Source organism: uncultured Vibrio sp., from assembly GCF_947488985.1.
Lineage (GTDB): Bacteria > Pseudomonadota > Gammaproteobacteria > Enterobacterales > Vibrionaceae > Vibrio.
The window spans coordinates 1-13,680 of the sequence record NZ_CANLBV010000103.1 but is presented as its reverse complement, the minus strand read 5'-3'; the positions used below and the strand labels follow the sequence as shown (position 1 = coordinate 13,680).

11 protein-coding genes are annotated in these 13,680 nt (G+C 45.2%); 5 read left to right on the top strand and 6 right to left on the bottom strand.

The genetic code is table 11. The annotated features are described in order from the left end of the window. The 5 genes from Q1A70_RS16920 to cydC form a co-directional block, all read left to right on the top strand. A partial coding sequence (locus Q1A70_RS16920) for a sugar O-acetyltransferase (RefSeq protein WP_299694254.1) occupies positions 1 to 459 on the top strand: 459 nt, incomplete at its 5' end. A 72-nt stretch (positions 460 to 531) separates the two neighbouring features. Continuing rightward, positions 532 to 708, top strand: coding sequence for a hypothetical protein (locus Q1A70_RS16915; RefSeq protein ID WP_299694251.1), 177 nt, complete (start codon positions 532 to 534; stop codon positions 706 to 708). A gap of 216 nt (positions 709 to 924) precedes the next feature. Continuing rightward, positions 925 to 1,884, top strand: coding sequence for a thioredoxin-disulfide reductase (gene trxB / locus Q1A70_RS16910; RefSeq protein WP_299694248.1), 960 nt, complete (start codon positions 925 to 927; stop codon positions 1,882 to 1,884). Between the two features lie 162 nt (positions 1,885 to 2,046). Then, positions 2,047 to 3,831 (top strand): cysteine/glutathione ABC transporter permease/ATP-binding protein CydD, encoded by a 1,785-nt coding sequence (gene cydD / locus Q1A70_RS16905; RefSeq protein ID WP_299694245.1) that lies wholly within the window; start codon positions 2,047 to 2,049, stop codon positions 3,829 to 3,831. Beyond that, positions 3,824 to 5,545 carry a cysteine/glutathione ABC transporter ATP-binding protein/permease CydC gene (cydC, locus tag Q1A70_RS16900; protein WP_299694242.1) on the top strand — a complete coding sequence of 574 codons (1,722 nt, stop codon included), beginning with the start codon at positions 3,824 to 3,826 and terminating at the stop codon, positions 5,543 to 5,545. Before cydD ends, cydC begins: the two co-directional genes overlap by 8 nt. Before the next feature lie 204 nt (positions 5,546 to 5,749). Here the strand turns inward: cydC and Q1A70_RS16895 are convergent, their stop codons facing one another. The 6 genes from Q1A70_RS16895 to Q1A70_RS16870 form a co-directional block, all read right to left on the bottom strand. After that, entirely contained in the window at positions 5,750 to 7,321 is a 1,572-nt protein-coding gene (locus Q1A70_RS16895) for a BCCT family transporter (RefSeq protein ID WP_299694239.1), read from the bottom strand. Positions 7,322 to 7,593: 272 nt separating this feature from the next. Continuing rightward, entirely contained in the window at positions 7,594 to 9,192 is a 1,599-nt protein-coding gene (locus Q1A70_RS16890) for a BCCT family transporter (RefSeq protein ID WP_299694236.1), read from the bottom strand. Positions 9,193 to 9,361: 169 nt separating this feature from the next. Beyond that, the gene (locus tag Q1A70_RS16885; protein WP_299694233.1) at positions 9,362 to 10,000 is read right to left on the bottom strand and encodes a response regulator transcription factor; all 639 of its coding nucleotides are present in this window, start codon (positions 9,998 to 10,000) and stop codon (positions 9,362 to 9,364) included. Next, positions 9,993 to 11,348: a cache domain-containing protein gene (locus tag Q1A70_RS16880; RefSeq protein ID WP_299694231.1), complete on the bottom strand. Its 1,356-nt coding sequence runs from the start codon at positions 11,346 to 11,348 to the stop codon at positions 9,993 to 9,995. The genes Q1A70_RS16885 and Q1A70_RS16880 overlap by 8 nt, the downstream gene beginning before the upstream one ends. Positions 11,349 to 11,452: 104 nt before the next feature. Next, the gene (locus Q1A70_RS16875) at positions 11,453 to 12,736 is read right to left on the bottom strand and encodes a TRAP transporter large permease subunit (protein WP_299694228.1); all 1,284 of its coding nucleotides are present in this window, start codon (positions 12,734 to 12,736) and stop codon (positions 11,453 to 11,455) included. Between the two features lie 9 nt (positions 12,737 to 12,745). Beyond that, positions 12,746 to 13,276 carry a TRAP transporter small permease subunit gene (locus Q1A70_RS16870; RefSeq protein WP_299694225.1) on the bottom strand — a complete coding sequence of 177 codons (531 nt, stop codon included), beginning with the start codon at positions 13,274 to 13,276 and terminating at the stop codon, positions 12,746 to 12,748. Positions 13,277 to 13,680 lie beyond the last annotated feature (404 nt).

Genomic DNA, 13,680 nt, shown 5'->3' with positions numbered 1-13,680 from the left:
ACTTTTGACAAAGCAAATTATAACTTTTTACCATACTGTTCAAAAAATACTCACGAAAGATCAACACGCCCTAGTATCATCAGATCTCCGTTCTACTGTGAGTTTGGTAAAACGATTTTCATTGGTGAAAGTACATTCATCAATATGAACGTTACTATGCTAGACGGGGCAAAAATTAGCATAGGAAACAATGTGTTAATTGGCCCGAATACCCAGTTCTACACTGCCAGTCACTCCCTTAATTATCAAAAACGCCGCAAATGGGAGACTTTTTGTCAACCGATCGCTATTGAAGATGATGTTTGGATTGGTGGTAATGTCATTATAAATCAAGGGGTCACTATTGGAGAGCGCTCAGTCATTGCAGCCAACTCCGTCGTCAATTCTGATGTACCACCTGATAGCCTTTACGGCGGTACGCCTGCGAAATTTATCCGTCATATTGACGAAAATAAATAAAGCTAAAGGCAAAAAAGCAATATTGAAACTCAGGAAGTTATATATACGTGTAACTTCTTGTGGGAGACTAATGTGCCTAAGAACGATAAATATATAGGTTATTTAGTTTTGCTAGTGGCTTTTTGGCCTTTAGCTGTTGATATCTATCTACCCGCTTTTCCAGACATCGGAATAGAGCTGTCCGCATCAGCAAAACAATTAAAAGATACTGTGACGTTTTTTGCTGTTGGTTTCGGAATGCTTGATTAAGGGAATGAAACCTCATTTAGATGACCAAGTGCAACCATAGCCCTACACTCCAATCCCCTAACTGCTCTTCCAGCCACGAAAACGTTTGTCTCCATTAAGTTCTAACGTATAACGATTAATTACACTTCTGCCCTTGTTTACACTTTTATTGCCTCCATATTTTCCATACAATCCTAAGCGATTATAAATAAAAACAATTTCAATTTCGGAGTCCTCATGAGCGACGTAAAGCACTGTAATTTATTGATTCTTGGTTCTGGCCCTGCTGGCTATACAGCTGCAGTTTACGCTGCTCGTGCAAACCTAAAACCAGTACTTGTTACCGGTATGCAGCAAGGTGGTCAGCTTACAACCACAACTGAAGTAGAAAACTGGCCGGGTGATGCTGAAGGTTTAACGGGTCCAGCTCTAATGGATCGCATGAAAGAGCACGCAGAGCGCTTTGAAACAGAGATCCTGTTCGACCACATTAACGAAGTCGACCTTTCAAACCGCCCTTTCCGCCTTAAAGGCGATTCTAGCGAGTACACGTGTGATGCGTTGATCATCTCAACGGGTGCATCAGCTAAGTACCTAGGTTTAGATTCTGAAGAAGCATTCAAAGGCCGCGGCGTTTCTGCTTGTGCTACATGTGATGGTTTCTTCTACCGCAACCAGAAAGTAGCAGTTGTGGGTGGTGGTAACACAGCGGTTGAAGAAGCACTTTACCTGTCTAACATCGCGTCTGAAGTTCACCTGATTCACCGTCGTGACACGTTCCGTGCTGAAAAGATTCTTGTTAAGCGTTTAATGGACAAAGTAGAGAACGGCAACATTGTTCTGCACACTGACCGCACGCTAGACGAAGTTCTTGGCGACGACATGGGCGTGACTGGCGTTCGCATTAAAGATACTCAATCTGACAAGACAGAAGATATCGACGTAATGGGCGCGTTCATCGCTATCGGTCACCAGCCAAACACTGAAATCTTCAAAGGCCAAGTGGATATGAAAGATGACTACATCATCGTTCAGTCTGGTCTTGAAGGTAACGCGACACAGACAAGCATCCCTGGCGTATTCGCTGCGGGTGATGTTATGGATCACAACTACCGCCAAGCAATCACTTCTGCTGGTACAGGTTGTATGGCTGCACTGGATGCTGAACGCTTCCTAGATGGCCTTAATGATAAGTAGAATCTGAGATTGCAGATTTAAGTGTCTCAGCTCTCGCCCCTGTAGATTCAAGGCGTTGTCATAGTTTGTTATAAATCCCTACAGCCCAGCGGTATATCCACTGGGCTTTCTTTTGTATACTAGCCGCCCTCAACGAATAATAATTATTATTAAGCCTTCATAATGGATAAAAAAAAACAAAACAGCTTGAATAATTGGCTTAAGCAACAAAGTAAGCGAGCAAAACGCTGGCTTATGATTGCGATAAGTCTTGGCGTACTTTCAAGTGTGTTTTTAATTGCTCAAGCAGCGCTTCTCGCCTCTATTCTTCATCAATTAATCATCGAAAATGTCGATAAATCGGAACTGGTCGGTCACTTTGTAGGCTTAGCATTCTCAGTCGTTGGCCGTGCTTTGTGTACATGGGGACGTGAAATCGCAGGTTATCGCTGTGGTGAACAAATCCGTGTCTATATCAGACAACTCATCTTAGATAAATTACGCGAATTGGGCCCTGCCTATATCAAGGGCAAACCAGCAGGGGCATGGGCAACACTGTTGCTAGAACAAGTCGAAGACATGCAAGACTTCTTCTCTCGTTACCTACCTCAAATGTCTTTATCTGTCATGATCCCATTCATGATTTTGGCTGTGGTATTCCCAGTAAACTGGGCAGCAGGACTGATCTTCTTGATTACTGCTCCACTGGTCCCGATGTTCATGGCACTTGTGGGTATGAAAGCAGCCGATGCAAACCGTAAAAACTTCAAAGCGCTACAGCGTCTTTCAGGTCACTTTTACGACCGTTTGCAGTCAATGACAACCATTCGCCTTTTTGATCGCACCCACTCTGAAACCCAAACATTAAAAGGTGCATCAGAGGTGTTCAGAACACGCACCATGGATGTATTGAAGATCGCTTTCTTGTCTTCTGCTGTGCTTGAGTTCTTCACATCGATCTCTATTGCGATGACGGCGGTTTACTTTGGTTTCACTTACATCGGCGAGCTTAACTTCGGTCACTACGGCGTTGGCATTACTCTATTCGCTGGTTTGTTTATCCTTATCTTGGCTCCTGAGTTTTACCAACCTCTGCGCGACTTAGGTACATTCTACCACGCGAAGCAACAAGCGGTGGGCGCTGCCGAGAGTATTGTTGAGTTCCTAGAAACGGACATCACCAAGGTTAAATCAGGCGACACTCAGCTTGATGCGGCTCAAGGCATTAATATTGACGCGCACGACCTAAAAGTATTAAGCCCTGAAGGTGTTCAACTGGTTGGCCCTATTTCATTTGCACTGAATACTCGTCAGTCGACTGCATTAGTTGGCCCAAGCGGTGCGGGTAAAACAAGTTTGATCAACGCCATCCTTGGTTTCATGCCTTATGAAGGGAGCTTGAAAATCAATGACGTTGAACTGCGTGACTTAGACCTGGCATCTTGGCGTAAGACGATCAGCTGGGTTGGTCAAAACCCATTGTTGCTTCACGGTAGCATTCGTGACAACGTCACACTGGGTAAGCAAGATATTACTGACCAAACTGTTCAAAACGCACTTGAGCAATCTTTTGCTAACGAATTTGTCAACGAGCACGGCTTGGATTACATGATTTCTGATCGTTCGGGTGGCCTATCCGTTGGTCAATCTCAGCGTTTGGCTTTGGCTCGTGCAATGATTCAAGACGGTCAATTCTGGTTGTTAGATGAACCTACGGCAAGCCTAGATACTCGCAGTGAACAACTCGTGATGAAAGGCATTAATAGCAATATCGAAAGTCGCACTGCCCTGCTTGTGACGCACCAACTTGCCCCGCTTCAATCGGTCGATAACATTCTGGTTATGCTCGATGGTGGTCTTGTTGAACAAGGTCATTACGCTCAGCTTTCGACTGCGGGCGGTTTATTCGAAGAGATGCTTAACGCGAACTTAGCTCAACAAGACAATAAGGGTAATTTAGATGCGTGATTTACTGCCTTACCTGAAACTCTATAGAAAGCATTGGTTTGGCCTATCGCTAGGCATGCTATTGGCTTTTGCTACTTTGTCGGCTTCGATCGGCTTGTTAACACTATCGGGTTGGTTCATTTCAGCTTCTGCGGTTGCTGGCCTTACGATCGCACGTGAAACCTTCAACTACATGCTGCCGGGGGGCGGTGTACGTGGTTTGGCGATGAGCCGTACTGCAGGTCGTTGGGGTGAACGTGTTGTGAGCCACAATGCGACATTCAAACTACTGACTGATCTGCGTATCTTCTTCTTCAAGAAGCTGGCTCCGCTGATCCCAGGTCGTATCTCAAACCTACGTGATGCCGACCTACTGAACCGCTTGGTTGCCGATGTCGACGCCATGGACCACGTTTACTTGCGCTTAGTAAGCCCTGTGACGGTTGGTGTGTTGGGTATCTTCTTCCTGACTCTGTTCTTGATGTGGTTCGACTCTTCACTAGGTTTAATTTTAGGTTCGATTCTTTTGATCATGCTGCTAGTTTGGCCTATCTTGTTCTACAAGCTAGGTAAACGTAACGGTGGTGAGCTGACACAGAACAAAGCAGACCTTCGTGTTACCACTCTGGATTGGATTGAAGGCTACAGTGAGCTCACTCTATTCGGTGCGGAAGAGCGTTACCGTAATGCGATTCTAGATACACAACATAAGCTGATGGCGAATCAGTTTGTGAACGCTAACCTAACCGGTATGGCTTCAGCTGCGCTCATGCTGTTCAACGGCTTAACGCTGGTTCTGATGCTTTGGCTGGCGGCTGATGGTGTGAGTGGTAATGCACCAGACCCACTCATTGCGCTAATGGCGTTCGCTACTATGGCAAGTTTTGAGCTGCTGATGCCTATTGCAGGCGCGTTCCAGCATTTGGGGCAGACTCTGTCTTCAGCTCGCCGCTTGAATGAAGTGATTCTGTCGGAACCTGAAGTTCAATTCGCAGAAGAGAAGCTGGACATCAATAAGCCGCTTGATATTACGTTTTCAAACGTGACGTTCAACTACCCTGACTCTGAGCGCAGTGTTCTGAACGCTGTCGACCTGACAATCCCGGCAACAAACAAGGTGGCGATTGTCGGTCAAACCGGTTCTGGTAAATCGACACTGATTCAGCTTCTAACTCGCTACTGGGATCCGAAAAAGGGTTACATCTCTATCGCGGGCATTGAGCTAACACAATGGAATGAATCACAACTGCGTGAATCGATCAGTGTGGTCAGCCAACGGGTCGATATCCTCAACGGCACCTTACGTGACAACTTGCTGATTGCAATGCCCAACGCAACGGATGACCATTTAGCGAATATCCTAAAAGACGTTGGCCTAGAAAAACTGCTTGAGAATACTGCACTTGATAGCTGGTTAGGTGACGGTGGTCGTCAACTATCTGGTGGTGAGAAGCGCCGTATTGGTATTGCACGTGCAATCCTTCATGATGCCCCTATCCTTCTTCTTGATGAGCCAACAGAAGGCTTAGATAAGCAAACTGAGCAGAGCATCATGGCTCTGTTCGAGAAGCACTTTGAAGGCAAGACGGTTATCTTCATTACGCACCGTTTGATTGGTCTGGAATCGATTGATTCGATTGTTCTGATTGAACAAGGTGAGATTGTTGAACGCGGCTCTCATCAAACGCTGATGAACGAAGAAGGACGTTACTTCCAGCTTCGTCAGGCTATCTAGCTTCTTCATAATTTTTAAACAAAACCATCCAAAGCCCGAGTTTATACTTGGGCTTAATTATATGGTCCGCCTCACTCTCAAGCCATTAAGCTTAGAGTAGGCTCTCAGAATGAGGTGAACCATATAATTAAGGCAGATGAGTTTCCTCACCTGCCTTTCGTTTGATCATAGATTCGATTTCACATAAATCGAACAGAGTTCAGTTTATCGCTTCTCTGTACGCATACCCATTAGCAAACTTACACACATCAACAATAGAATGATGGTGAATGGCAATGCTGTCGAGATGGCACCTGCTTGCAGTGCTTGTACCGCTTCAGTACCGCCTACCCACAATAGGGCAACAGCGATCGCGCCTTCAAGAAACGCCCAAAATACACGCTGAGGCACTGGCGTATCGACTTTACCACCAGCAGTAATACCATCGATAACCAAAGAGCCAGAATCCGATGAAGTGATGAAGAATACCAGAACCAATACAACGGCAATGATAGACAACATCGTACCAAATGGCAGAGCGTCAAACATTTGGAACATCGCGAGTGATACGTCGGTTAGACCTTCTTGACCAAGCGTACCCACGTTATTCACGATTTGATCGATCGCCATGCCGCCAAAGACTGACATCCAAACGATAGTAACCGAAGTCGGTACAATCAATACTGCTGTGATGAACTCACGAACCGTACGACCTTTAGAAACACGTGCGATAAACATACCTACGAATGGTGACCATGAAATCCACCAAGCCCAGTAGAATACCGTCCAACCGTGTAACCAAGCTTCATCTTCACGACCATGAGGGTTACTAAGAGGAATGATGTTCTCAATGTAAGCCATCAATGTAGTCGGGATTGAACCTAGAGTCACCGCATAACCAATTAGCGCCACAAGGATCAGCAGTAAGAAAGCCACTAGCATATTGATATTACTAATAACTTTAACGCCACCATCAATACCACGTAATACTGATACTACAGCAAGCAAGGTGACTGCCGTGATAACGATAATCTGCAGGCCAAGACCTGCTTCAATACCAAACACATGCTGAATACCACTTGCCGCTTGCTGCGCACCTAGACCTAGCGACGTTGCAAGACCAAATAGAGTTGCTAATACTGCAAGGATATCAACAATATGACCTGCCCAGCCCCACGCTCTATCACCTAAAATAGGGTAAAAGATAGAACGAATAGAAAGCGGTAGACCTTTATTGTAAGAGAAGAATGCTAAAGAAAGTGCAACAACACCATAAATCGCCCAAGGGTGAAGACCCCAGTGGTACATGGTCGCGCCTAATGCTAGTTTGGCAGCTTCTGGGGTATTCGGTTCAACACCAAGCGGCGTTTCGTACCAACCCGTAAAGTATGCAGCAGGCTCTGCCACACTCCAGAACATCAGGCCAATACCCATACCTGCAGCGAACAGCATCGATAGCCAAGACACGAATGAGTAATCCGCAGTTGCATCAACACCACCGAGGCGAATTTTACCGTATGGAGAAACAATCAAGCCTAAGCAGAAAATAACAAAAATATTACCTGACCAGATGAAAAGCCAATCAAATGAATTGATGATTTGGCCCTTTACTGAGTCGAGTGCCGCTTTTGCTGATGCGGTATCTGTCACCAATACACCAATCAAAAACAGAGCAATTAAGCCGGCACTAATGCCAAATACAGGGTTATGGACATCAAAACCCCATTTTTGGACGTTATCTTGACCGACAGTGTAATCTGTACTGTCGATACTGTATTTATCTATACCTTTAGTCATTATCCCTCTCTACGGAATATTAATAGGGCCTGTTGACCTAATATTCCTTACCTACCTGTGATTTTTTTGCATGCTCAAACATAGGATCCAAGCAGAACGAGCATGTCGTCACACTAATTTAAATGCTTGGATGCCTAAAGTTTAACAGCTTAACTTATTGCTTTCAGTAAACTAGAATCAGTCTGGCGGGTATTCAACCAACATTCACCAATTTACTTAAATTACAGCTCAAAAAAAGAGCACCCCAACCAAGGGTTGCTCCAGTATTACTTTCAGCTCAAAGTATTTTGCTGCCTAAGTAGTTTATTTTCCGTTCGTAAACCTAATACTAAACTTAGGCACATGAGCAATAATATGAAGGCAAAAGGCAGTGCCATCGAAACCGTTCCGGCTTGTAAAGCTTGGATAGATTCTGTGCCACCGACCCAAAGTAGTACGGCTGCAATCGCGCCACCCATTAACGCCCAAAAGACACGTTGTGGTACCGGAGCATCCACTTTACCACCCGAGGTAATGCTATCAATCACTAGCGATCCTGAATCTGACGAGGTAATGAAAAACACCATGATCAAACCAATCGAAACCACAGACAACACTGAACTCATCGGCAGAGCATCGTAGGTATGGAATAGAGACAGTGTAATATCTTGTAAGCCATTCATGCCTATCTCACCGACCTTATTCGCCACTTGGTCGACAGCAATACCGCCGAAAATCGCCATCCAGACGATGATAACAGACGTTGGAATAAACAATACTGCGATCATAAATTCACGAATAGTACGACCTTTCGAGATTCGAGCGATAAACATACCAACGAATGGGGACCAAGAGATCCACCATGCCCAATAGAATACCGTCCAACCTTGCATCCACGTGTCGTCATCACGACCGTGAGGGTTACTTAGAGGTATAAAGTTCTCGATGTAGCCCATCAGTGCGGTTGGTATCGCCTTGATGCCGACCATACCACCTGCAATGGCAACAAATATCAATAAGCCTAATGCAACCACCATATTGATGTTGCTCAGCACTTTTACACCACCATTAATGCCACGAATAACCGAGATGGTTGCCAATAAGGTGATGACAGCGATAACAGTAAGCTGCATACCAACACCACCATCGGTACCAAACACATGGTTAATACCGCTTGATGCCTGTTGAGCCCCCAAGCCTAACGATGTCGCCAAACCAAAAAGTGTTGCTAATACCGCAATGATGTCGACAATATGACCAAACCAGCCCCAAGTTCTATCCCCTAGTAGCGGATAAAAAATAGAACGGATTGACAAAGGTAGACCTTTATTGAATGTGAAGAAGGCCAGTGCTAAGGCAACAACGCCGTAAATAGCCCAACCGTGAACACCCCAGTTGTAGATGGTAGCACCAAGTGCCAATTGCGCCGCTTCAGGGCTGTACGATTCAACGTTGAGTGGTGTTTCATACCAGCCAGTAAAATAAGCAACCGGCTCAGCAACGCCCCAGAACATCAGACCAATACCCATTCCCGCCGCGAATAGCATCGACATCCAAGATAGGTTGGAGTGCTCTGCTTTGGCATCATTGCCACCTAGACGTATGTTGCCATAAGGGGAGACAATGAGGGCAAAACAGAAAATTACAAAAATGTTTGTAGCCCACATAAAGAAGCCATCGAAGTTTCCGATAACCTTCCATTTTATGCCATCAAGCGCACCTTTTGCGGTTTCTGGGTCAGCAACCAAAAGTGCTATCAGGAAAATGATGACGGCTCCTGCACTGATTCCAAAGACAGGGTTATGTACATCAAAACCCCATTTCTGAATATTATCTTGTCCTACGGTATAATCAGTATTATCAATACTATACCTATCCTTTACAGACTCCATTTTCCCTCTCTAATTTGTAGCACGCAATTTGCAATATTGCATTCGGTACTTAATTTTCGAAACAAAGGATATCAATCTGTCGCAAAAAAACTAAAAAAACCTCCAGAAAGCAGGCGTAAATGGCACATTTAGTAATTAAATTACACATTTAGTCTAATTTAGCGTAACATCACTGCACAAGCCTAGCATTGACCGCATACTTTGCCAGCTCTGCTGTAGAGTGAATATCCAACTTATGCTTGATGTTTTGCCTATGGGTTTCAACCGTTCGATAGCTGATATTCAATGCTTTAGCGATCTCTTTACTGCTCTCCCCTTGCGCCACTAATTTAAGTACCGCCTCTTCACGTCGACTCAATGGATTTTTTACCGATTGAGTGGGGGCTATCGGCTGAGTAAACAAATTCTGGGTCACTTTTTCACAAAAGTAGGTTGAGCCTTGATTAACGGTTTTGATCGCCTGCACCATTTTTTCTGCTGAAATTTCTTTCAACATATAGCCAACAGCACCTGACTGCATCACCTTCATAATGTATTCACGGTTGTTATGCATGGTCAGCATCAGCACTTTGGCGTTTGGATTGTCTTCTTTAATCAGGTGGGTCGCATCAATGCCATTCATGATCGGCATGCTAATGTCCATTAGCACCACATCAGGGCCAAGCGTTTTTACTACCTCTACCGCTTCTAAGCCATTGCTGGCCGTGCCGATCACGCAGATATCGAGCTCTAGCTCCAACCTTGCCATAAAGCCATCTAGTACCACTTGGTGATCGTCAGCAATCACCACTCGAATTACGTCACTCATTGATTAACCCTTCTAGTGCCAATAACACGGTAATTTCCGTTCCAAAGCCAATCTCACTCATCAGTTCAAAATCCCCCCCTATAAACTCGGCTCGCTCCCTCATATTACGCAAACCAATCCCTCGTTTTTCCATCGTGTAATAGGTATTGAAACCGACACCATTGTCTTGAATCAACAGCTGCAACGTGGTGCCAATTTGCTGCGCGATAACCGTCACTTTGGTCGCTTGTGCGTGTTTCTCTATATTATTTAGAGACTCTTGCACCACTCGATACAAGGTGGTTGCCGCCTCTGATTTTAATTTTCCGGGCTGGGTACTGAATAAGGTTTCCACTTCAATCCCCGAGTGTGCTTGGAAATCTAATAACAACGAAGAAAGGGCCGCTTCCAAGCCAATATCATCCAACGAGCTAGGACGAAGTTGATGTGAGATATGTCTTACCTCTTCGATGGCGCGCATCAGTGAGTGCTGCGATTTATTCAAGTGTACCTTGAGATCTTCACTCTGTAGCTTAGTATCGAGCAGCTCTAAATGGCAGCGACTCGACACCAATAACTGATTAATTCCATCATGTAACTCGCGTGCTAAATGCTTCTTCTCATCTTCTTGAAACATAACGGTTTTATGCGCCAGTTCCTTGAGATTATTGTCGGCAATACGATGCTCATGCATGTTGATCGCTAAGGTAAGCACGATGATGACCGCGACCGTCACGCTCAGGATCACCACAATCGAAAAGAACGTGGTTTCAATATTATTGTTAATGCCCGCCTGCATCGAAGCCACTTCCTGATGCACGTCTTCAATGTACAAGCCAGTGCCAATCATCCAACCCCAACGGTCTAACCAAGCGGCATAGCTCAGCTTAGAGATAACCTCACCCGTGGACGGTTTCTGCCATAAATATTGGTGAAACCCGCCTCCGGTTTGCGCCTCTCTTAGCAAAGCCTCTATCACAAAGTCGCCATCCTCATCTTGTAACTTAAGTAGATTTCGACCAATCAATTCCGGCTGAACTGGGTGTACTAAGTTGACCCCATCACGATCGTATGCGAAGAAATACCCATCGGAGCCGTACCTCAGTTTCGATAATATGCTTTGAACCTCAGTTTTCGCTTGGGATTGTTGGATATGTGGGTCGTTGTAGATGTGTTCGATGGCATCAAATGCGAGGTCGACGCTATCTTTGAGGGCATTTTCACGCGACTTGATTAGGCTATCCCTGAAGATCTCAACCTCTTTAGCGCCTAAGGTCTTAGTTTGGTGTAATGAGATCCAACTAATACTAGCCGAGACTAACAGCAGTGGCAGTAGCGTCAGTAAAATCAACTTAGCTTTCAGAGGCATTCCTTTTCCTCACTAAAAACGGCTTATTGAACATCAATAAGCCGTTTTATGTTAGCAAGTTATGAATAGCCGTTGAAACATATCGTTCACATTCTTGGCTTCACTCACATTCCATAGAAAGCGGGAAACGCGAGAAGTGATCCAAGTACAAGGATCTGTATCAGAATGAACGGCATCACACCGCGGTAGATATCCTTAGTAGTCACACCTTTTGGTGCCACCCCTTTCAAATAGAACAAACTGAAACCAAACGGCGGTGTTAAGAAGGAGGTTTGCAGGTTCATCGCAATTAAGATAGCGAACCAAGTCATATTGATGCCCATCAACTCAGCGACTGGCGCAAGAATTGGGACGATAATAAAACAGATCTCAACGAAGTCGATAAAGAACCCCAGAATCAAGATCACCAACATGGTAATGATCAAGAAGCCCCATTTCTCACCCGGTAACTGCAGCATCCACTCTTCAACCAGATAGTCACCACCAGTGTAGGTAAACGCCATTGAGAAAGCTGTCGCACCCAACAGGATAGCAAATACCATCGCGGTCACTTTCACCGTCTCTTTAGACGCATCATACACCATCGACCAGCTAAACTGACCGTATAGCAAAGCAAGTACCATTGCCCCTGCACCACCTAAGGCCGCAGACTCTGTCGGCGTAGCAATACCTGCGAAGATAGAGCCCAGTACCACGATGATCAGCGCTAGAGGTGGAAGAATCGCCTTCAGTGCATTCATCACTTCTTGCTTACGGCTGATAGAGTCGTCTCGCTCAATCGGTTGCGCCGCTTCAGGGTGTAATTTTGCGTATATCAAAATATAAACAATATACGCCCCCACTAGCATCACACCCGGCCAAATCGCCGCTTGGAACAAGTCCCCGACCGGTACACCTAATACATCGCCCAATAGAATCAGTACGATAGATGGAGGAATGATCTGCCCCAACGTACCCGACGCACAGATAGTGCCGCACGCTAGGCCTTTGTCGTAGTTGTATTTGAGCATGACAGGTAACGAGATAAGACCCATCGCCACTACAGAAGCCCCTACCACACCGGTTGAAGCGGCAAGCAATGAACCAACGAGTACCGTCGAGATTGCGATGCCACCACGAACCCCACCAAACAATCGCCCCATCGACTCAAGCAACTGTTCAGCAAGCTTGGTCTTTTGCAGAACAAGCCCCATAAAAACAAACAATGGAACGGCCATCAGAACCGTGTTTTCCATAATGGATTGAATTCGATATGGCATGAAGGCAAACATTTCAATGCCCTCTGCCCAAACACCAAAGATTAACGCGATACCACCAAAGGTGAACGCCACTGGGAAGCCAAGTAAAAGCGCAAACAAGGCTACGAAAAACATTACTATTCCAATCATGTTCAGCCTCTACTTGTTGTTTGTATGGATAAGATGCGGATTAAAAATCTTGTTCAGTGAATGCAGGATCAAACCCACGCCACTGAGTGCCATTAAGAAGAATGACAGCGGGATCATCGCCTTGATGATCCAGCGATACGGCAGGCCACCGGGATCGCCTGAGGTTTCACCCAGTTCATAGCTCTCTTTGGCAACATCGATACCAAACCAAGCCACCAGCAGGCAAAACGGAAGTAGAAAGATCAGCGTGCCAAGCAGGTCAATAATCGCTTGTGCTTTAAAGCTCAGTTGCTCGTAGAACACGTCAACTCGAACATGACCACCCGCTTTGATGGCATAAGGAACACCGAGTAGGAAAACGGCTGAGAAAAGGTGCCACTCCATCTCTTGAAAGGCGATAGAGACATCGTTGAAGGCATATCTCATGACAACGTCATACACGACGTTGGCGATAAGTAAAATAAACAACATACTGGAAAGCCATCCCAGTGCATCACCGATACGATTGAACAGACGTTCAATATAAATTAGACTTCGCATTCCCGACTCCATGGAATTTGAAAAGACATAGCGCCTTACTGCTAGTGCCGCTAAAACGATATTCATTTTATCGCTAGCAACATGCATGACGTAGAAAGGATTCTTGGGATCTTATACCAATCGTAGTAACTAAGTGGTCGCCCTAGCTGGTTAAAACGCTCGCTAACTACTTTAGAATTTTTGATTGTAGAATGACTACTTACCGAAAAACCCTGCCTTGTTATCAAGCCTGTTTCCTGCGCTATTTCTGAACACTTACTTACTGTGATTGGTATTTACAGGATTTATCCTGCTTAATTATTATGATTTAAATGAATCCGCCGCTTAGTCACTAGGGCGTGTTGATCTTTCGTGGTTAAATTTTGTTCGAGATAAAAGCGTTTTAATCGCGGCGAGGGGGAAGT